We start from the raw sequence: 20,391 nt of genomic DNA on the forward strand, positions 1-20,391 counted from the left end.
GGGAAAGATACCCTGAAACATTTCGTTAAGAGGAGGAGTTCAAGGATGGCACGTTTACCGATTGCAGGATTGTGTGAATTAGTACTTGAAGTCGAGGATATGGATCGCGCCCTTGGCTTTTGGAATGGGACACTTGGTATTCCGATTGTCGAGCAATGGGCACCTGAGGATGCTGAGCCGAGCAAAGAACAATCTAAACAAGATGGGGTCTGGGCAACGTGGCTCTACATTGGCGGCAACACCCGACTCGGTCTTTGGCTGAAACGGGACTTCACGATGGAAGAACGAACCGTTAAACATTTACCGGTCTCCGAATGGGATACGTTGTACGATGAAGGCGGAGTCCATGTCCACTGTGCCTTTTACGTTGAGAAGGACGAGTTCCAGCAAGCCTTAAATCAGCTTCGGGAAGCTTCAATCACCGTGAAGCTCAGAGAATGGGATGAACAGGAGACCTCGAACCAAAAAGAGTATTCCGCTTATTTCAAGGATACAGAAAATAACGTCATCGAACTGTATACGAAAAACATGGATGAAGCCTATGAAGACTTTTCCGGACCTCCGCTTCGTGTCATCCGTGAAGTCGGGAATTAAATACCATACAAAAAAGACGACTCCGCCTGGAATCGTCTTTTTTTAGATCAATCTGCTTGTTTTAATAACGCATCCATCTTCGCTTTTGCATCTCGTGCAAGCGCGTGTTCCGGCTGATAGGCAAGAACGGCTTCAAGTTCTGCATAACAGGCTTCCTGTTGACCGAGGAAGGCAAGAGCAATCGCATAATTGTATCGTGCATCTGTATGCGTTTCGTCAAGCATCAAGACGTGCTCGAACATCTCGACCGCTTCTTCCAACTTCTCGTTTTGCGCTAAGGCAAGTCCGTATTGGAATGCGATCTCGATATCGACACCGTTTAGTTCTGACGCACGCTGTAAACGGGGCAACCCGCGGACTGGATCACCGAGTTTTTGATACGTCATCCCTAGCATGAAATGGAGATCCGCGTCGTCAAGTCCGTACAATAACGCCGCGCGCAATGATTCCTCTGCTTCGACGAGTTGATCGGCAGCAAAGAACAGAGCGCCTTTCGCATAATAGGCACTCGCAAACGTATTATCAATCATCAGTGCCCGGTCATAAAAACGAAGGGCACGATCAGCGTCGTTCATCGATTGGAGTAATGTTCCAAGATTGACGTATGCTGTCGGATCTTTTGGGTTTTGTTCGATCGCATCATTAAAAGCTTGCGCTGCTAATTCATAATTTCCAGCTTCTAGATGCCGGAACCCTACTTCATTATAGTTCATCTTCTTTTGCTCCTTACGCTAAATAAGCGAGGCGTTCGCCTGCTTTATAGGCTGCATCGATTGTCGCACCACCGAGGCAGATGTCTCCATCATAGAACACGACCGCTTGTCCTGGTGTGATCGCCCGTTGACGTTCGTCAAACGAAACATCGAGTCCATCTTCAAGGACACGAACCGTGACGGCTGTATCTTGTTGACGGTAACGGAATTTCGCTGTGCAACGGAATGTCTCACCGACTGGACGTTCAGATGTCCAACTGACATCTGAAGCAAGTAATCCTTCCGAATACAATAATTCGTTATGGAATCCTTGATCGACATAGAGAATGTTCTCTTTTAGGTTTTTTCCGACGACGAACCAAGGTTCTCCGTCGCCACCGATACCAAGCCCGTGGCGTTGCCCCATCGTATAGTACATCAATCCATCGTGACGACCCATGACGTTGCCGTCAAGCGTCCGCATCTCACCGGGTTGTGCCGGTAGGTATTGACCGAGGAACTGTTTAAAATTCCGCTCGCCAATGAAGCAAATACCGGTCGAGTCTTTTTTCTTAGCTGTTGCAAGGTTCGCTTCTTCTGCGATCCGGCGCACTTCTGATTTTTCCATGTGACCGATTGGGAACATCGCCTTCGCGATTTGCTCTTGCGACAATTGATTCAAGAAATATGTTTGATCCTTGTTTGCATCGACACCACGAAGCAATTTATGTTCTCCATCTTCATAGACAGCACGTGCATAATGACCTGTCGCGACGAAATCGGCACCAAGACGCATCGCGTGATCGAGGAAGGCTTTGAACTTGATTTCCTTGTTACACATGACGTCTGGATTCGGTGTCCTACCGAGTTTATATTCATCGAGGAAGTACGTGAAGACCTTATCCCAGTACTCTTTTTCAAAATTGACCGCATAATACGGAATGCCGATTTGATTGGCTACGGCGATGACGTCTTCATAATCTTCCGTCGCTGTACAAAAGCCGTTCTCATCCGTGTCATCCCAGTTTTTCATGAAGATCCCGATGACGTTATAGCCTTGCTCTTTTAATAAATGAGCCGTCACAGACGAATCGACACCGCCCGACATCCCAACGACGACTGTCGTTTCACTCGGGGCTTTCGCTCGTGTATTCATTCATTTCACCTCTTAGTTAATTCTGAAACGATTTTACGACATCTTGCAAGGCTTGTGCGAGTAGTTCGACTTGCGCGAGCTCATTTCCGTGACCAAAACTGATCCGAACCGATGCCCGTGTCCGTTCATCTTCACCATACATCGCCGACAAGACATGCGAAGGCTCGACGGATCCTGCCGTACATGCACTCCCGCTCGATACCGCCATCTGGCGCATATCAAGCATGATCAAGAACGGTTCGATTTCAATTTGCGGGAAGTAAAGATTGAGGACATTCGGCAATCCTTCAACACCGTTGACTTCGTAAGTGACGCCACTTTCATCCAAGCGTGTTAGCAAAACGCTACGCAGTTGTTTGATGTGGTCCTGCTGATGATCGCGCTCTGCGATCATCAGTTCGAGCGCTTTCGCTAAACCGACGATTCCCGGTACGTTCTCCGTACCAGCGCGACGCTTGCGTTCCTGTTCTCCGCCATACGTCTGCGTCGCTAATTTCACACCTGTCCGTACATATAATAGCCCGATTCCTTTTGGACCATTGATTTTATGACCAGACGCGGATAAAAGATCGACCTGTAACGCTTCGACATCAATTGCTTGTTTTCCGAACACTTGCACCGCGTCCGTATGGAACAAAATACCGCGTTCCCGTAAGAATTGACCAATTGCCGCAATCGGCTGGATCGTCCCGACTTCATTGTTGCCGAACATGATCGAGACAAGTGTCGTATCTTCCCGGACAGCTTCTTGCAAGGAATCCAATGAGACGACGCCTGTCGTTGGTACATCAAGATACGTGACGTCATAGCCTTGTTTTTCGAGCTCTTCGAAGGCGCGGAGCACGGCATGATGCTCAAAACGTGTCGTAATGAGATGACGTCCTTTTTCACGCGCTGCCTCTGCCGCACCGAAGATGGCATAGTTATCCGACTCCGTTCCACCACTCGTGAAAATCAGTTCGGTTGGTTTCGCGTTCAATTCTTGTGCGATCTGCCGACGTGCTTTGTCAATCGCTGCACGAGCAGACCGACCAGCCGCATGGACACTCGATGGGTTACCATACTGTTCGAGCAAATAAGGCGTCATCGCCTCAAGGACTTCCGGACGCATCGGCGTCGTCGCCGAATGGTCAAAGTAATTCATTCGTTTTCACCTCTCAAATATAGAACATGTATCCTGTATCGTCTTCTTCCGCTAAGTCTTGTAGCGTCGTTGAATCGAGTACTTGATCGACTGCTTGTTGGATTTTATCCCACAGTTTGCGTTTCGTGACCTCGTCACACGCATCACCTTCAACGACGACGAGTGGTCCTTCAAGCAGGCGGATGATTTCACCCGCCGTAATGCTTTGTGCTTCACGACCGAGTTTATACCCGCCATAGGCGCCGCGGACGCTTTTGACGAGACCACCATTACGAAGTGGTGCGATCAATTGCTCGAGGTAGTGTTCAGATAAGTCATACATCTGCGCGATTTTTTTTAAGGACAATGGTTTAGATTCAGCTTCTTTCGCGAGTGCGATCATGATCGTCAGACCATATCGCCCTTTCGTCGAGATTTTCATCATGCGAAGGATCATCCTTTCTAGTATAGTAGTAGCTAAAAGTGGAAGGAGCATATGTGTATGGCACATTTATTTGAATCCCAGTCTCCTGCCGGACCGCTCGCGAATCGGATGCGTCCGCAGAATCTGGATGAAATCGTCGGACAACGCCATCTAATCGGAGAGACGACGCTTTTGCGGCGTGCCATATTAGCCGATCGTCTCGGAACCGTCATTTTTTACGGTCCACCCGGTACCGGTAAGACGACGCTCGCACGTGTCATCTCCAGTTATACGAAATCAGCATTCGAGCAATTGAATGCGGTCACGGCGAAACTGGAACAATTACGGGAAATTCTAAAAGCAGCCGAAGCTCGTCTTCAGTTCGAGGATCAAAAAACGATCCTTTTTCTCGATGAGATCCATCGGTTCAATAAGATGCAGCAAGACGCCTTACTGCCAGCGCTTGAAGCGGGTACGATCACATTGATCGGGGCGACGACGGAAAATCCGAGTTTTGAGGTCAACGCCGCTCTCTTATCGCGGGCAACAGTCTTTCGTTTTGAACCCCCGACGGCAGATGATTTACGGATCGTCCTCGATCGGACCCTGAAGGACACGGAGCGTGGTCTTGGCAAATATCCAATCACGATCACGGATGAAGCAATCGATCATTACGTCAAATTGTCAGACGGCGACTACCGGGCATTATTGAATGCGCTCGAACTCGCCGTCTTGACGACACCGGAAATCGATGGTCAAATCACGATCGACCTCGCTGTCGCCGAGGAATCGATTCAGCAAAAGGCATTGAAGTATGATAAGGACGGCGATCGTCATTATGATGTCATCTCCGCCTTCATCAAATCGATTCGCGGTTCCGATCCCGACGCCGCTCTCTACTGGCTCGCCGTCATGATTGAAGCGGGCGAAAGTCCACGTTTCATCGTCCGTCGTCTCTACGTCCATGCGGCAGAAGACATCGGTCTGTCTGATCCGCAAGCGTTATTAATGGTCGATGCCTGCGCACGCGCGTGCGAGTACGTCGGTTTCCCGGAAGCACGGATCCCGCTTGCTGAAACGGTCTTATATCTCGCGACGGCACCGAAATCGAATGCTGTCATCTCAGCAATCGATCAAGCATTGACGCTCGTTCGTCGTTCGGACGGCGGACCCGTCCCGCCGCACTTGCGCGATGCTCATCATCCGGGGGCAGCGGCGCTCGGGAATGGTGTCACTTATCAATATCCTCATGAGTTCGAGCATGCCTATGTGCCACAAAATTACTGGCCCGAGAACCTGGCCCGAACAAAGCCGGTCTTTTATCGCCCGAGCCCGCGCGGTTTTGAGAAACAACTGCAAGCTCGACTTGATTTTTGGAACAAACAAACAGCCACACATCAGAAAAAGCGACCATAAGGTCGCTTTTTTTTAACGAACGCGTTCGATCGTCACGCCAGCTTCACGGACAATCTCATTGATGACGTAGCTCGCTGCAATCAGTCCACCGACAGATGGAACAAATGCATTCGAACTCGGTGGCATCTTCGCTTTACGAATCGCAGCGGCATCGTTTCCGACGACTTGGCGGACTTCTTCAATGATCTTAACGGGTGGTTCATCGGAAAAGACGACAGGAACACCTTTATGGATGCCGGCTTTCCGGAGTTTCGTCCGAATGACCTTCGCCAGAGGATCATAACTTGTATCTTTGATGTCAACGATCTTGATGCGTGTCGGATCCATCTTGTTCGCCATCCCCATGCTCGAAATGATCGGGATGTTACGTTTCTTACATTCTTGAATCAGGTGAATTTTGAACGAGACCGTGTCCGATGCATCAATGACATAATCCGGCTGCTGTTCAAAGAACGACTCGAATGTTTCTTCATTGTAGAACATCTTTAAACGAACGATTTCAAGGTCTGGATTGATTAACGCAAGACGTTCTGCCATCGCATCGACCTTCGGCTGACCGACCGTCGGAAGCAAGGCATGAATTTGTCGGTTGACGTTCGTGATGTCGATATCATCCTTATCAACGAGAATCAAACGACCTACACCACTACGGGCAAGCGCTTCTGCCGAGAACGATCCAACACCACCGATTCCCAGAATAGCGACAGACTTGGATGCCAATGCGTCAAGTCCAGTTTTACCGATTGCTAGTTCATTACGCGAAAATTGATGTAACATCTCATAACCTCACAATACTCATACTGTTTTACTCGGAATTATATCATAAAAAAAAACGTCATGCGACGTGTCAAACAATAAAATAATAAGACGATGGGACCCGAAGTGCCGTGTCGATACCTTATTTTTGAACCTGCTGTGCAGGTGGGTGTCTTATCCGATTCCTATTCGTACGTCCTCCTGCTGTGTTACGAGGCATGTACTACTAGTTGGAACGTCAAACTCCCTATCAAAAAAGAGTGGCTCAAAGATAAAAGGCGGCTCTCGTACAATTCAGGAACCCCATCTGATGCATTTAATATAGCATCCTCCCCTCTGAAATGCAACTACTTCCCACTCCAGAAAAAGATGCTTTTTTCAGGTCCAACGTTTCGTGAATTCCTCATTCGGATCATATCGTTGTTGCTGGAACACGGGATCGAATCGTGGCGTCCGTGTCGCATTCCCGACCCCTGCGATGAATGCCCAGTTGCCATAGTTCGAAGCAACGTCATGATCAATCAATTGTTGTTCAAAATACTGTGCTCCGATGCGCCAGTCCTGTTTTAATTCATGAATGAGATAACTGGCAACGATCTGCCTGCCCCGGTTCGACATCCATCCCGTCTCGCGAATCTCGTTCATAAAGGCATCAACGAACGGTACACCGGTCTTTCCTTTTATCCAACGTTCGACAGCTAGCTGATCCGTCTTCCACGTGTATTGTCCTTCCTTTAATCCATTCGATCGAAACAGACGACTTCCTGTCTCACGCATCGTTAAATGGAAAAAGTCACGCCATAACAGTTCGAAATACAACCAGTACGTCGATTCATTTGCTCCCTTTTTTCGCTCGGCTTTCTGCAATTCAGCCATGACGCGACGCGGTGACAGCGATCCGTTCGCTAGCCAGGCAGATAACTTCGAAGAATCATCTCGCAAAAAACCATTACGTGTTTCTTTATAGGTGAATACAGGCTCAGCAAAGTATTCTTGAAGACGTGCTCTCCCCGCTGATTCTCCACCACGGAACGGGAACGCAATCTCTGGATCCGCTTTGACTGATTCCTCCCTTATTAATCGAATACCGGTTGGTGGATCAAGTGGATCGTAGAAGGTTCCTTTCGCCTCGACACGTTTTCGAAACGCTGTAAAGACGCGCTTCAGTTCGTCACTTCCGATATCTTCCCGGCGATGTAGTGTCTGTGTCTCAAAAGAACGGACTGTATATCTGTCTTTGACATACTGCTCACTTGCCGCTTCTTCTGTTCCAGTCATCTTATGGAAATAGACTGTATCATCCGTTTGTAGATAAGAATCAAGTGCCTCATTCACCTTCCCCTCTAAAATATCTAATGCAATTCCGATTTGAGACAAATGATCGGCTAAATTCACTAATGTCTCTTCTTCGAATTTCGCTTGTTGCGCGCCTCTTTCAAACAGCTGTTCCTTATGATTTTTAACGTATACTGCCCGAATCGTATCTTGTTCTTCGCATGCGCTCCGAAGTGCTTCATGATCATCGACACGCAAATCATTGCGGTACCAGACGACTGCTCCCATATTGATCGGCTCCCTTCTCTTATACTATGACCCGACCAAGGGACTTAGAAAACCAATCGATGTGCCGACGAGGTTTTAAGACGTTGTTTTCGTGGAATATGATTATTACAACAAATCAGAGGAGTGAATGGATCAATGGCTGCAAAACGCGGTAAACTCAGAACATTAGTGACGCTTGTAACGACGGTTGGACCAATCGTTTATAAATTCTATAAAAAACAACAAGCTAAAAAATCAATCAACAATCCTAAATAAAAAATGGACGCTTCCTGATCGGAGCGTCCATTTTTTAATGTTTACTGACACCTTCACTCGCGTCGACATAAAAACGCCATGGATAGGCCGTCGCTTCTCCAGCATTTGGAATACCAATGCGTGTCGTCTGGACGATTGCATCGACTGGGTCGGCAACGAGTCGAAACCGGTCTTGATAAAGATCCTGACCTGAATCAGCAGTCGTTAGACCGAATCCTTGGCACAATTTTGCCGGTCCATTGACGAGATTTCGTCGTTGAATCGCAGTCAATTCTGCGTAGGAACAACCGAAACGGCGTTCAGCGACAAGATCGTGCCCACTGATGATTTCGGCACCTCGTAACAGCAGTCCGTATCCTTCCCCTTCATGTCCACAAACGATATTCATACAGTGATGCATACCATACGTGAAATAAACATATAAATGTCCGGGTGGACCGAACATCGGTGCCGTTCGTTTCGTCGGTTTACCGGAAAACGAGTGTGCCGCTTGATCGTGAGGACCGAGATAGGCTTCGACCTCGACGATTCGCATCGTCACCTCATCGACCGTGATCTGTGTTCCTAAGAAGTCTGGTCCGACTTCAACTGGAGACCGTTCAAAAAAGTGTCGTTCCATCCGTTCGCCCTCCTTCATGAAACAAGCGAACCTCCCATACCGGAAGATTCGCTTGTCGTGACTTAAGATTGTTTGACTGCTGTACGAATTGAGAGATCATTCAATTGCGCATCCGAGACTGGGCTTGGTGCTGCCGTCAACAGATCACTTGCTGATGCTGTTTTCGGGAAGGCAATTGTATCACGCAAGTTCGAACGCCCTGCGAGTAACATGACGAGACGGTCTAGACCAAGTGCGATCCCCGCATGTGGTGGTGTTCCGTATTCGAATGCTTCCATCAAGAAGCCGAATTGCTCGTTTGCTTCTTCTTCTGAGAAGCCAAGCAACTTGAACATCCGCTCCTGGATATCCCGTTCATAAATCCGTTGTGATCCACCGCCGAGCTCATATCCGTTTAAGACGAGGTCATACGCGACTGCGAGGACTTTGCCAGGATCCGTCTCGAGCAATTCGAGATCCTCACGACGCGGCATCGTGAACGGGTGGTGGTTCGCATAGAAACGACCATCTTCTTCTTCGTACGTGACAAGTGGGAAGTCTGTCACCCAAAGGAAGTTGAAGACCGACTCATCAATTAAGTCGAGTTCCTTCGCCAACTTCTGACGGAGCGCACCTAAGCTGTCTGCTACGATCGATGCTTTTGCTGCGACGAACAACAACAAGTCGCCTGCTTCTGCATCTGTCGCCGCTGTCAAGCGAGCGGTTGCTTCTTCGTTGAAGAACTTCGCGATTGGACCATTCAATCCGTCCGCTGTCACTTTGACCCATGCGAGACCTTTTGCACCGTAAATCGCCGTAAATTCTTGTAACTTATCGATGTCTTTTCGTGAGAAGCGTTCAGCTGCACCTTTGACGTTCAATGCTTTGACTTCTCCACCTGCTTCAAGTGCCATATCGAATACTTTGAATCCTGCTCCTTTGACGGCATCCGCGACATCGATCAATTCGAGACCGAAGCGTGTATCCGGTTTATCCGAACCATACCGGCTCATTGCTTCTGCATACGGCATCCGTGGGAATGGTGTCACGATATCTTTTCCGAGCGTTTCTTTCATGACGCGTGTCATCATCGACTCCATCATGGCATACAAGTCTTCGATGTCCATGAAGCTTGTCTCGATGTCGACTTGCGTGAATTCAGGTTGACGGTCTGCCCGTAAGTCTTCATCACGGAAACAACGTGCGATTTGGAAGTACCGCTCAAAACCAGACACCATCAGCAATTGTTTGAACAATTGTGGAGATTGTGGCAAGGCGTAGAACTCGCCCGGGTGAACCCGGCTTGGGACGAGATAGTCACGTGCGCCTTCTGGCGTTGATTTCGTTAAGATCGGTGTCTCGACTTCCAGGAAGTCTTGCTCATCGAGGAAGTTCCGCATGATGTTCGATGCTTTCGAACGAAGACGGAATGTCTCTTGGAGCGATGGGCGACGCAAGTCGAGGTAACGGTATTTGAGACGTAAATCTTCTGACGTCTGCTCCGCTTCTTCACTGATCGGAAACGGTGTCATCTTCGCTGCGTTTAAGATGACGACTTCATCCGCGACGACCTCGACTTGTCCAGTCGGGATGTTCGGGTTCGGATTCTCACGTGCGATGACATGTCCTTTAATATCGAGGACATATTCCGAACGAATCGATTCGGCAAGACGGTGTGCCTGCTCGTTTTCCGGTTGGAAGACGATTTGGACGATGCCACTACGGTCACGGAGATCAAGGAAGATCAATCCTCCTAAGTCACGTCGTTTTTGAACCCATCCTTTAAGTTGAACGTGTTGTCCGATGACTTCTTCTGTCACCTGTCCGTTCATATGCGTGCGTCCGATCATTGTGCTTCCTCCTTTAATTTCGCGACGATCGTATCAGCGACTGCTGATAACGGAACGTCCGTCTGTTCCCCTGTAGCCATGTTTTTGAGGGCAGCTGCACCACGCTCGACTTCTTCATCCCCGAGGATGACCGTGTAACGTGCTTTCAAGCGATCTGCTGCCTTAAATTGTCCTTTGAACTTCCGACCGAGATAATCCCGATCCGCGACAAGTCCTTCAAGACGCATTAATTGTAGGAGTCGTGTCGCTGTCTTTTCGACTTCGTCACTGCCTTGCGCGACGATGAAGACATCGATTCGATCGTCGACTGCTGGTAAGACGTTCTCATTTTCAAGCGCCATCAATAAACGCTCGATACCGATTCCGAATCCGATTCCCGGTGTTGCCGGTCCACCGATCTGTTCGACGAGACCGTTGTAACGACCACCACCACATAGTGTCGTGATTGCTCCGAAACCTTCTGCTTCTGACATGATTTCGAACGCCGTGTGATTGTAATAGTCGATTCCGCGAACAAGCGTTGGATCAACGACGTACTCGATACCGAGTGCATCTAAGTGAAGCAACACTTCGTCGAAGTACGCTTTTGATGCCGGGTTTAAGTAATCGAGAATCGATGGTGCTGTTGCCATGCTCGGGTGATCGCGGTCGACCTTACAATCGAGGACACGAAGTGGATTCGTTTCGAGACGATTTTGACAGTCCTGGCATAATTCGTGAACGACTGGCTTAAAGTGTTCGACGAGTGCTGCCCGGTGTGCGGCGCGACTTTCGTTATCCCCGAGCGTGTTGATGACCAGTTTAAGATGCTTCAATCCGAATGAACGGTAGATGCTCATCGCGAGACTGATTACTTCCGCATCGATGGCCGGTTGTTCACTTCCGAGTGCTTCAACTCCGTATTGGTGGAGCTGACGGAATCGTCCTGCTTGCGGACGTTCATAACGGAACATCGGGCCGATGTAGAATAATTTCGTTGGTTGGTTCGGTGAACCGAACAGTTTGTTTGTCACGAATGAACGAACGACGGCAGCCGTTCCTTCCGGGCGTAACGTCAACTGGTCTTTTCCGCGTTTCTCAAGCATGAACATCTCTTTTTGAACGATATCCGTCGTCTCACCAACGCCACGTTTAAAGAGTTCTGTCTCCTCAAAAATCGGCGTCCGGATTTCCTTATAGTTGTAACGCTTACTAATTTCACGTAATTGTTGTTCGATGTACTGCCAACGTTCGACTGTTCCTGGAAGGACATCAAACGTACCGCGTGGTAATTTCATCTCAAATTCCTCCTTTTTTGAATACAAAAAAGTTCTCGTCCGCAAAGGGACGAGAACTTGAAGATCCCGTGGTACCACCCTGGTTGTCAAATCACATTTGACCACTCGGTGCAGTTAACGCCTGCGTACGACCTTCCCTACTCTCAGTTCAGGAAGATACCTCGGAAGGGTCTTTCATCGAGTTCGTCTGTTCGCCCTTTCAGCCAAGGGGCGACTCTCTAAGCAGACGAGGTCTTGATTACTCCTCTTCGTCTTCGGTCGTATGAATCATTTGGTTACGTCTAATATTGCCTCGTCTCTCGGTTCCTGTCAAGCGTTTGCTTCTTTTTCAAGAATCAACGTTACAGGCCCATCATTAATGAGCGCGATATCCATCATGGCACCGAACTGACCTGTCTCGACCGTCAGTCCTTGCGCACGAAGACGTTCATTGAACGCTTCATACAACTCATTGGCAACATTCGGTTTCGCCGCTTCCGTGAAGGCTGGACGACGTCCTTTTTTGACATCACCATACAGCGTGAACTGCGAGACGGATAGAATCTGACCGTCGACATCCTGTAACGAGCGATTCATCCGTTCTTCCTCATCTTCAAACACACGGAGTCCTGCGATTTTATCAGCTAACCAGTTCACCTGATCGATCGTGTCTTCGTGCGTGACACCGACGAGCAAAAGAAATCCTTGTTTGATTTGACCGATGATTTTTTGATCGACTGTGACACTTGCTTCTTTGACTCGTTGTAATACAACTCGCACGACGGATCCGCTCCTTACGTCATCATGACGCGATGTACAGCATACACGTCAGAGATTTGTTTAATTCGATCGACGACTTTTTGTAGATGATTGACATTATTGATCGCAATCGTCATCGTGATTTTGGCTTGTTTACTGTCGTCGCCCTTCCCACTGACAGCGACGATGTTCGTATTCGTTGCAGATACCGACTGCAAGACATCATTCAACAATCCTGCCCGGTCAAATCCAGAAATTTCGATTTCGACGTTATAACTCTTGACGGCTTTACCTTCATGTTCCCACTCGACTTCGAGCAGACGTTCCGGATTTTGTTCGTGAATGACGTTCAAACAGTCCGTCCGGTGAATTGAGACGCCACGCCCACGCGTGATATATCCGACGATATCGTCCCCTGGAACCGGATTACAACAACGACTCATGCGAACGAGCATGTTATCGATGCCTTTGACCCGAACCCCTTCCGGATTTTCCTTTTTCGGACGATCGAACGTCTTCATCTCACTGATTGCTTCGTTCAGTTCTAGATTTTTGGATTCTTTGTCTTTGCGTAATTTTTCCGTTAATTTATGCGCGACTTGGGCAGCAGTCAGACCATGATAGCCAACGGCAGCGTACATGTCTTCTTCTTGCGAGAAGTTGAACTTCCGCGTCACGTCTTCGAGCGTCTTCTCATTGATGACTTCTTTCGGCTCAAAGCCAAGCTTCTTCACTTCTGCTTCGATCAGTTCCCGTCCTTTTGAGACGTTCTCTTCGCGTTGCTGACGTTTGAACCATTGACGGATTTTATTTTTCGCCTGACTCGACACACAAATCTTGAGCCAATCCTTACTTGGACCATAACTATGCTTCGACGTGACGATTTCGATGATGTCACCTGTCTTTAGCTTATAGTCGATCGGTACCATCCGTCCGTTGACTTTCGCTCCGATCGTCCGGTGACCAATTTCCGTATGAATTCGGTAGGCATAATCAATCGGAACAGAACCTTTCGGCAACTCGATGACGTCACCTTTTGGTGTGAAGACGTACAGCATGTCACTGAAGAAGTCGACTTTGACCGATTCCATGAATTCCTCGGCATCTGCCGTGTCCTTCTGTAACTCCAAAATCTCGCGGAAGTGAGCAATCTTATCCTCAAACCCAGATTTTGCTTCCTGTTCCTTACCTTCTTTATACGCCCAGTGAGCGGCAATCCCGTACTCGGCAATGAAATGCATGTCTCGCGTCCGAATTTGGACCTCGAGCGGCTCGCCTTTCGGTCCGATGACCGTCGTATGCAGCGATTGATACATGTTCGGCTTCGGCATCGCGATATAATCCTTGAAACGTCCCGGCATCGGTTTATACTGCGTATGAATGATTCCGAGTACAGCGTAACAATCTTTGATTGAGTCAACAATGATGCGAACAGCCATCAAATCATAGATTTCACTGAACTCTTTTTTCGAGTTTTGCATCTTATTATAAATGGAATAGATATGCTTCGGACGTCCATCGACTTCCGCTGCAATCTGTACATCATCGAGTACTTCATTGACCTCTTCAATAACCGAACTAACGAGCGCTTCTCGTTCCGTCCGTTTTTGTTTCATCATCGAAACGATCCGGTAGTATTGTTGCGGATTGATGTAGCGCAAACTGATGTCCTCGAGTTCCCATTTGATCGTCGAAATCCCGAGACGATGCGCAAGTGGCGCGAAGATTTCAAGCGTCTCTTCTGCTTTTTGCACTTGCTTTTCCTTGACCATATGTTGCAACGTCCGCATATTGTGCAAACGGTCAGCCAGTTTGATCAAGATGACACGAATGTCTTCCGCCATCGCGATGAACATCTTCCGATGGTTCTCAGCTAACTCTTCGCGCTTCGATTTATATTTAATTTTCCCGAGTTTCGTGACGCCATCGACGAGCATCGCAACGTCAGATCCGAATCGTTCGGATAATTCTTCGAGTGTAATGTCCGTATCTTCGACGACATCATGAAGAAGCGCAGCGACGATCGTCGTTGCATCCAAACCAATATCGACTAAGATACCGGCAACTTGTACCGGATGAATGATGTACGGTTCCCCTGAACGGCGGAATTGTCCATCATGTTCGTCTTTCGCGAATTGGTAAGCACGTTCGATGTCTTTGACTTCAACTTGCGTCATGTATTCCGCACATCGAGCGAGAAGGTCTTCTACATTTACGATTTGTTTATTTGTCATCCCTTTTCCTCACCCAGTCCCCGGGATCGTCTGCAACGGAATCCCTAATATATAATTCTTATTATCGTGAAATCTTGAGAAGATGTCAAAATAAAAAGAAATACCCCCTTGGTCATCAAGTACCAAGAGAGTATAGTGTCTTCAGTCTTCGTAGCGAATCAATGAAAGAATGTCATATCCTTCGAGTTTCTCACGTCCGCCAAGACCATCGAGTTCAATTAAGAATCCGATTCCGGCAACTGTTCCGCCTAATTTTTCGATCATTTGGATCGTTGCTTCAATCGTACCACCTGTCGCAAGCAAATCGTCAAGGATGACGACGCGTTGTCCCGGTTGGATTGCATCTTCGTGCATCGTCAAGACGTCTTTTCCGTACTCAAGACCATACTCGACACGGACTGTCTCGCGCGGTAATTTTCCTTCTTTACGAACAGGAACGAATCCGATTTCCATCGCGTAAGCTGCTGGGCAACCAACGACGAATCCACGTGCTTCTGGACCTGCGATGACATCTGCGCCTTTACTACGTGCATACTCAACGAGCGCATCGACCGATTGTTTATACGCCGGTCCGTTTTGCATGAGTGATGTGATGTCCTTGAAACTGATTCCTTCTTTCGGCCAATTCTCGACCTCTTTTATATGCTGTTTGAACTCCATGTCTTTTCCTCCTGCTTCGCCGCTTCTACCAAAGTATCAAAACGCTCTTTCAACTGAGCGAGTGACGAATAAATGTATTGTTGCTCGAGCTCTTGACGCGCTTCATGACGTTGGTACGTCGGTGCTTCCGTCAGATCTCGTTTTGCAGCATTTGGGTTCACACCCGGCAGCCCGTCCTCCATTGTAACAAGAAAATCAAGTTCCGAGAATACCGAATGCATAAAGTTAATCGATCGTTTCGTCCATTTTCGCGATTTCGACAAACGTACGAGACCCATCCGGAGCTCATCCCGTGGACATTTCGCAAAATACTGGAAGTACTGTTTGAAGTCCTCACGCGATGGAATCGTCTCGAAATAATAGCCTTCATCCTTAAAGGCACAATAAATCCGCTCTGCCTGTTGCACATATGGATAAAATGCTGCTTCCTCTTCCGGCAGGTCAAGAAAGACGATGTTTTGTCGAATCGGACCATTCAACGAACGTTCAGTGTATTTCTCCTTCATCTCATCGGTAAAGGCGACGAATGTCGTCGTCTCGTGCGGTAAGGCGAATAGATCGCTCAGCGGCCGCTTACCTCCACGGTAATCAAACACTTGAACATCTTCGACAGCGACGTCTTGAATCATCAATTGTGGTTTACGGAAACCATTCCATTCATTGATGTTCAGACTGCCCATCAAGTGAATCTCCGATAAGGTTGAAACTTCATCGACGAGGTCGCCGAAGCCGAAGCCGATTGCATCGAGTTCCTTCCCGTCGCCTGATAGGAGTGCCTTGACATGCGTCAGATCACGACCGATCCGTTTCATATCGCGAATCTTCGCCTGCTCAATGACGATCCGTGGCGCGGGGTTTCCCATCCCGAACGGTGCCAGTCGCTGAATGTCTTCAATTAACTGAATCGAGACATCACTGACGTGTAGACGTAGGTCGACATCGATTGTCGCGATGAACGCGTCATCCGGTAACGTGCTCGCTTGTTCATTCAAGCGTTGACGTAACGTCTCAACGTCATCAGAAGATAAAGTCATCCCAGCCGCAGCTGGATGTCCGCCGAAATGCGGTAAGATATCTTCACATTTCGTCAGTTCAGCGAAGAGGTCAAAGGCTGGAATCGATCGCCCAGAACCTTTGGCTGTTCCTTTTTCAGCATCATGACACAGCATGATGACGGGGCGATGATATTTTTCAACGAGTCGCGAGGCGACGATCCCGACGACACCTGGGTTCCAGTCTGCCGCATCGACGACGAGGACGCGGTCATCCTTGAAGCGTTCCTCGACAAGCGCCGTTGCTTCTTCCGCAATCTGCTTGACGATATCTTGACGTTGCTTATTTTGTTGGTCGAGCTGTTTCGCGAGATGAAGTGCTTCATCTTTACTTTCTGCTAGCAACATCTCGAGCGCTGGCATCGCAGAATCGAGACGACCTGCTGCATTGATCCGTGGACCGAACGCAAATCCGACCGACTCTTCCGTTAGTTCGTCCTCAGTTAAACTGCAGACGTCACGTAACGCAAGGATACCTGGACGTTCACTTGCGTTCAGTGCTTCGATGCCACGAATCGCAAGTAAGCGGTTTTCGCCGACGAGCGGAACAAGATCGGCAATCGTTCCGAGCACGGCAAGATCGAGTAATTCGACTGGTTCACGATCAAGGAGAGCATGCGCGACTTTAAAGGCAACTCCTGCGCCTGCGAGTTTCGAGAACGGATACGCCGGATCGACACCTGGATGGATCAAGGCAAAGGCATCGGGTAACGTTTCTTTTGCTTCGTGATGATCGGTGATGATTAAATCGACCCCGAGTTCCTTCAGGACATCTGCTTCGTGGATACCGGAAATCCCACAGTCGACGGTGATGACGAGACTAAACCCTTCTTCCGCTGCCCAGCGAAATGCTGCTTCATTCGGTCCATAGCCTTCCGTGAATCGGTTTGGGATATAACACTCTGCCATCCCTCCGATTTCAATCAAGGCGTGCCAGAGAATCGCCGCGGAACTCACACCATCGACGTCATAATCACCGTAAATTAAAATCATCTCACCTTCGTTGACGGCACGTTGAATCCGTTCAACGACTTTCGGCATGTCTTTAAAAGCAAATGGATCGTGGAATGCCATTTGATCGGTTTCTAGAAATTCACGGGCTGCTTCACGTGTCGTGAACCCCCGTTGGACAAGTAGTTGTGCGACGTGCGGAGAGATCGAGCCATCCGCCGTCAATTGTTCGATTTGTTCTGGATCAATGACTTTATCAAGCCATGTTTTTTTAGCATGGTACATCTCAAACCCTCCAATCAACTTCCCCATTATAATTGAAAATCCGCATCAGCGATAGCTGATGCGGATACTCTTTTAGGAAGCACGTTTTGTCCGACCAAGTGTCCGACCCTTCATGACGAGCCAGAGCTGAGCAGCGATGAAGATCGAAGAGAACATCCCCATGATCAACCCGACGAGCAACGCAAGACTGAATCCACGGATCGCTTCGCTACCGAAGATGTAGAGCGCTGCTGCCGTCATGATGACCGTCACGACGGTGTTGATCGAACGGACGATTGTTTGTTGAATCGATTCATTGACGATATGCGCCAACTCATCGAACGAAACTTTTCGTCCCCCTTTTTCGGCAAGTCCGAGATTTTCTCGAACCCTGTCGAACGTAACGATCGTATCGTTGACAGAATACCCGATGATCGTCAGGATCGCTGCAATGAAGTACAAGTTGACCTCAATTTGGAACAACGAGAAGAAGGCGACGATCATTAACGCATCATGCAATAGTGCAAGCACTGTCGCAATCCCGTATAACGGTTGGAATCGGAACGAGACATAGATGACGATCCCAAGTGACGCGAGTAAGACCGCATAAATCGCGTTACGCGCGATTTCTTGACCAACTTGCGCCGAAACCGTCGAGATACTCGGTTCTTTCTTATATTCCGTTTCAATCGTTTGTTTCATTTTAGAGATTTGATCTTGGCTGAATTCCCCAACGAACGTGACGTTCGCTAGTTTTCCACCTTGAGCAAATTGGATGCCATCGATTTCCGCAGCATCAATGCCTGACTCTTCAATGACAGAGCGGACATCGGCTTCCTTGATTTGATTCTCAGAAGAAATCTCGACGCGTGTACCTTGCGAGAAGTCGATCCCAAGGTTAAGACCGCGGAACGACAGCAAAAGTACCGAAATGATGACGAGGGCAATCGTGATCGCGAAATAGATTTTGCGATGTTTGACGTAATCGAATTTCGTAGGATTAAAGCTCACGGATTTCACTCTCCTTTACACCGAACCATGATTTCTTCTTATCGAACCATCGGCTACTGACAAGGAGTTGCATCAGGTAACGTGAGACAAAGACATTCGTGACGAAAGTGACGGCGATTGAGACCATCAACATGATGGCGAATCCTTTGACCGTGCTTGTACCGAAGTAGTACAAGACACCAGCAGAAATCAATGTCGTTAAGTTGGCATCAAGAATCGTACCGAACGAACGACGGTTTCCGGCTTTAAATGCGGATAAGACGGATTTGCCACTTCGTAATTCGTCCTTGATCCGCTCTGCAGTGATGATGTTCGCATCAACCGCCATACCGACACCAAGAACGAGTGCCGCAATCCCCGGTAATGTAAGGACGGCATTAATCCCGTTAAAGAAAATCATGACGAGATAGATGTAGAACAACAAGGTAATAATCGAAACTAATCCAGAGATCCGGTAGAACACTAGCATGAACAAGAAGACAGCAGCTACACCGATAGCTGACGCGAAAAGTGTCTGATCAAGTGCATCCTGTCCAAAAGCAGCCGAGACCGACGTCGAGTAGATTTCCTCGAGTTTGACCGGCAGTGCTCCTGCGTTAAGGATTGAGGACAATTGTTTACCATACTCGGCATCGATATCGCCACCGGAAATGATTGCCTTATCCGAGTTGATTGGTTGAGTGACCGATGCATCCGAAACGATTTTCGAATTCTTCTTTTGAATCTCTTTTTCGTACGTATCACCCTTTTCGTAATCGAGCCAGATGACAAGGCGGTTCGCCGGTGCTTGCATTTGTGAGACTTTTTGAGTTACTTCATAAAATTTCTGTTTTGACTTCATCGTCAATTCGACGAGTGGTTCATTCGTATTCGGATCATATCCGACTTTTGCTCCTTTAGCTTTTAAGTCTGAACCGTCAAGCAACAACTTATCGTTGATGTCACGGAATGACAATTGTGCCGTCGAAGATAGGATTTGACGCGCTTCCGTCTGATCCTTGACGCCAGCAAGTTGAACACGAATCCGGTTGTTACCCTCGATCCGAATATCCGGTTCAGAGACACCGAGAACGTTGACACGGTTCTCAATTGCCGTCAATGTGGCACTCATCGCATTTTGGTCGATGACGTCTCCTTCTTTCAGTGGTTGTACTTCATACAAGACTTCGAAGCCACCTTTAAGGTCAAGGCCAAGCTTCGTATCCTTCAGCAACCATGACGATGTCGTACCGATCAGCACGAGCAACGCGATGACGACGATGAAGAATGTGGCAAGTTTCCCTTTCTTGATCATGCTACATTGTCCTTTCTCTAGTTCCCAGTATATTTTCAGACAACTTTGTTCTCCTACCCTAGCTTACAAAAGAAATGGTAATCTTAGCAAACGTTTTTCTCATATATAAACAGAAAAGACGCTCCGGAATCCGGAAAGCGTCTTTTCAATGCCTTATTCGACCGTTTCGTCGCCCATGACAGTTGTTGATTTTTTCGTCACTTCTGCCACAGCACTTCGGTTGAATGTCAATTGTGCGTTTCCTGACTTCAATGTCACCGTCGTGTCGTCAACTTTTTGGACAACCCCGTGAAGACCACCGATCGTTACGATCGAATCGCCGCGTGAAAGTTCAGTTTGCATCTGACGCACTTGCTTCTGGCGTTTGTTCTGTGGACGGATCAACAAGAAATAGAACACCACGAAGATCAAGATCATCGGGAGGAATGCAAGGATATTACTTCCCATTTGTACCAACTCCTTTATCATTCAAATCACGTTCAT

General features: G+C 48.2%; 16 protein-coding genes, 1 other RNA gene, 1 pseudogene and 1 other annotated feature. Of the genes and pseudogenes, 2 read left to right on the forward strand and 16 right to left on the reverse strand.

Features of this window, described 5'->3' with window-relative positions; translation table 11 throughout:
* Positions 1–45: 45 nt before the first annotated feature.
* Positions 46–594, forward strand: a complete 549-nt coding sequence (locus B3S86_RS09215; RefSeq protein ID WP_035406551.1) for a VOC family protein — start codon at positions 46–48, stop codon at positions 592–594.
* Between the two features lie 47 nt (positions 595–641).
* On the opposite strand, the gene B3S86_RS09220 is transcribed toward B3S86_RS09215, so the two are convergent.
* The 4 genes from B3S86_RS09220 to cymR are packed head-to-tail and all read right to left on the reverse strand — an operon-like array spanning position 642 to position 4,007.
* Positions 642–1,307, reverse strand: coding sequence for a tetratricopeptide repeat protein (locus B3S86_RS09220; RefSeq protein WP_058703823.1), 666 nt, complete (start codon positions 1,305–1,307; stop codon positions 642–644).
* 13 nt (positions 1,308–1,320) lie between these two features.
* On the reverse strand, positions 1,321–2,442 hold the full coding sequence (mnmA, locus tag B3S86_RS09225; RefSeq protein ID WP_029342234.1) for a tRNA 2-thiouridine(34) synthase MnmA: 1,122 nt from the start codon (positions 2,440–2,442) through the stop codon (positions 1,321–1,323).
* Positions 2,443–2,458: 16 nt separating this feature from the next.
* Positions 2,459–3,586 (reverse strand): cysteine desulfurase family protein, encoded by a 1,128-nt coding sequence (locus tag B3S86_RS09230; protein WP_290751755.1) that lies wholly within the window; start codon positions 3,584–3,586, stop codon positions 2,459–2,461.
* Between the two features lie 13 nt (positions 3,587–3,599).
* Positions 3,600–4,007, reverse strand: coding sequence for a cysteine metabolism transcriptional regulator CymR (cymR, locus tag B3S86_RS09235; protein ID WP_056062801.1), 408 nt, complete (start codon positions 4,005–4,007; stop codon positions 3,600–3,602).
* Positions 4,008–4,067: 60 nt separating this feature from the next.
* On the opposite strand from cymR, the gene B3S86_RS09240 reads away from it, so the two are divergent.
* A complete protein-coding gene (locus B3S86_RS09240) occupies positions 4,068–5,405 on the forward strand; it encodes a replication-associated recombination protein A (RefSeq protein ID WP_290751758.1) in 1,338 nt (445 codons plus the stop codon).
* A 12-nt stretch (positions 5,406–5,417) separates the two neighbouring features.
* Here the strand turns inward: B3S86_RS09240 and B3S86_RS09245 are convergent, their stop codons facing one another.
* The 12 genes and pseudogenes from B3S86_RS09245 to yajC all read right to left on the reverse strand — a co-directional run bounded on the left by B3S86_RS09245 (position 5,418) and on the right by yajC (position 20,355).
* On the reverse strand, positions 5,418–6,182 hold the full coding sequence (locus tag B3S86_RS09245) for a tRNA threonylcarbamoyladenosine dehydratase (protein WP_023468920.1): 765 nt from the start codon (positions 6,180–6,182) through the stop codon (positions 5,418–5,420).
* Between the two features lie 93 nt (positions 6,183–6,275).
* Positions 6,276–6,465: non-coding RNA, 6S RNA (gene ssrS, locus B3S86_RS09250), on the reverse strand.
* Between the two features lie 74 nt (positions 6,466–6,539).
* Complete coding sequence (locus B3S86_RS09255) at positions 6,540–7,724, reverse strand: DASH family cryptochrome (protein WP_290751761.1); 1,185 nt, start codon at positions 7,722–7,724, stop codon at positions 6,540–6,542.
* Between the two features lie 289 nt (positions 7,725–8,013).
* Complete coding sequence (locus B3S86_RS09260; RefSeq protein ID WP_290751764.1) at positions 8,014–8,598, reverse strand: DNA-3-methyladenine glycosylase; 585 nt, start codon at positions 8,596–8,598, stop codon at positions 8,014–8,016.
* 62 nt (positions 8,599–8,660) lie between these two features.
* Positions 8,661–10,427 carry an aspartate--tRNA ligase gene (gene aspS, locus B3S86_RS09265; RefSeq protein ID WP_290751767.1) on the reverse strand — a complete coding sequence of 589 codons (1,767 nt, stop codon included), beginning with the start codon at positions 10,425–10,427 and terminating at the stop codon, positions 8,661–8,663.
* Positions 10,424–11,704, reverse strand: a complete 1,281-nt coding sequence (gene hisS, locus B3S86_RS09270; protein WP_290751770.1) for a histidine--tRNA ligase — start codon at positions 11,702–11,704, stop codon at positions 10,424–10,426. Before hisS ends, aspS begins: the two co-directional genes overlap by 4 nt.
* A gap of 42 nt (positions 11,705–11,746) precedes the next feature.
* Positions 11,747–11,968 (reverse strand) — a binding site (T-box leader).
* Positions 11,969–12,013: 45 nt separating this feature from the next.
* Positions 12,014–12,463 (reverse strand): D-aminoacyl-tRNA deacylase, encoded by a 450-nt coding sequence (gene dtd / locus B3S86_RS09275; protein WP_290751773.1) that lies wholly within the window; start codon positions 12,461–12,463, stop codon positions 12,014–12,016.
* A 14-nt stretch (positions 12,464–12,477) separates the two neighbouring features.
* A complete protein-coding gene (locus B3S86_RS09280) occupies positions 12,478–14,676 on the reverse strand; it encodes a RelA/SpoT family protein (RefSeq protein WP_056062492.1) in 2,199 nt (732 codons plus the stop codon).
* 141 nt (positions 14,677–14,817) lie between these two features.
* Positions 14,818–15,336, reverse strand: coding sequence for an adenine phosphoribosyltransferase (locus B3S86_RS09285; protein WP_035406521.1), 519 nt, complete (start codon positions 15,334–15,336; stop codon positions 14,818–14,820).
* Entirely contained in the window at positions 15,315–17,624 is a 2,310-nt protein-coding gene (recJ, locus tag B3S86_RS09290; RefSeq protein WP_290751778.1) for a single-stranded-DNA-specific exonuclease RecJ, read from the reverse strand. Before recJ ends, B3S86_RS09285 begins: the two co-directional genes overlap by 22 nt.
* Before the next feature lie 72 nt (positions 17,625–17,696).
* A pseudogene (secD, locus tag B3S86_RS09295) lies at positions 17,697–19,905 on the reverse strand (protein translocase subunit SecD).
* A gap of 156 nt (positions 19,906–20,061) precedes the next feature.
* Entirely contained in the window at positions 20,062–20,355 is a 294-nt protein-coding gene (gene yajC / locus B3S86_RS09300; RefSeq protein ID WP_056062498.1) for a preprotein translocase subunit YajC, read from the reverse strand.
* Between the last annotated feature and the right edge of the window lie 36 nt (positions 20,356–20,391).

The organism is Exiguobacterium sp. UBA3968, from assembly GCF_002385115.1.
Taxonomy (GTDB): domain Bacteria; phylum Bacillota; class Bacilli; order Exiguobacteriales; family Exiguobacteriaceae; genus Exiguobacterium_A.

Bases quoted from the DNA above. Each gene is read 5' to 3' on its own strand.
- mnmA (WP_029342234.1), bottom strand. From the start codon at position 2,442: ATGAATACACGAGCGAAAGCCCCGAGTGAAACGACAGTCGTCGTTGGG.
- B3S86_RS09240 (WP_290751758.1), top strand. From the start codon at position 4,068: ATGGCACATTTATTTGAATCCCAGTCTCCTGCCGGACCGCTCGCGAAT.
- hisS (WP_290751770.1), bottom strand. From the start codon at position 11,704: ATGAAATTACCACGCGGTACGTTTGATGTCCTTCCAGGAACAGTCGAA.
- recJ (WP_290751778.1), bottom strand. From the start codon at position 17,624: ATGTACCATGCTAAAAAAACATGGCTTGATAAAGTCATTGATCCAGAA.
- B3S86_RS09260 (WP_290751764.1), bottom strand. From the start codon at position 8,598: ATGGAACGACACTTTTTTGAACGGTCTCCAGTTGAAGTCGGACCAGAC.
- cymR (WP_056062801.1), bottom strand. From the start codon at position 4,007: ATGAAAATCTCGACGAAAGGGCGATATGGTCTGACGATCATGATCGCA.
- B3S86_RS09255 (WP_290751761.1), bottom strand. From the start codon at position 7,724: ATGGGAGCAGTCGTCTGGTACCGCAATGATTTGCGTGTCGATGATCAT.
- B3S86_RS09215 (WP_035406551.1), top strand. From the start codon at position 46: ATGGCACGTTTACCGATTGCAGGATTGTGTGAATTAGTACTTGAAGTC.
- B3S86_RS09280 (WP_056062492.1), bottom strand. From the start codon at position 14,676: ATGACAAATAAACAAATCGTAAATGTAGAAGACCTTCTCGCTCGATGT.
- B3S86_RS09285 (WP_035406521.1), bottom strand. From the start codon at position 15,336: ATGGAGTTCAAACAGCATATAAAAGAGGTCGAGAATTGGCCGAAAGAA.
- yajC (WP_056062498.1), bottom strand. From the start codon at position 20,355: ATGGGAAGTAATATCCTTGCATTCCTCCCGATGATCTTGATCTTCGTG.
- B3S86_RS09245 (WP_023468920.1), bottom strand. From the start codon at position 6,182: ATGTTACATCAATTTTCGCGTAATGAACTAGCAATCGGTAAAACTGGA.
- aspS (WP_290751767.1), bottom strand. From the start codon at position 10,427: ATGATCGGACGCACGCATATGAACGGACAGGTGACAGAAGAAGTCATC.
- B3S86_RS09220 (WP_058703823.1), bottom strand. From the start codon at position 1,307: ATGAACTATAATGAAGTAGGGTTCCGGCATCTAGAAGCTGGAAATTAT.
- B3S86_RS09230 (WP_290751755.1), bottom strand. From the start codon at position 3,586: ATGAATTACTTTGACCATTCGGCGACGACGCCGATGCGTCCGGAAGTC.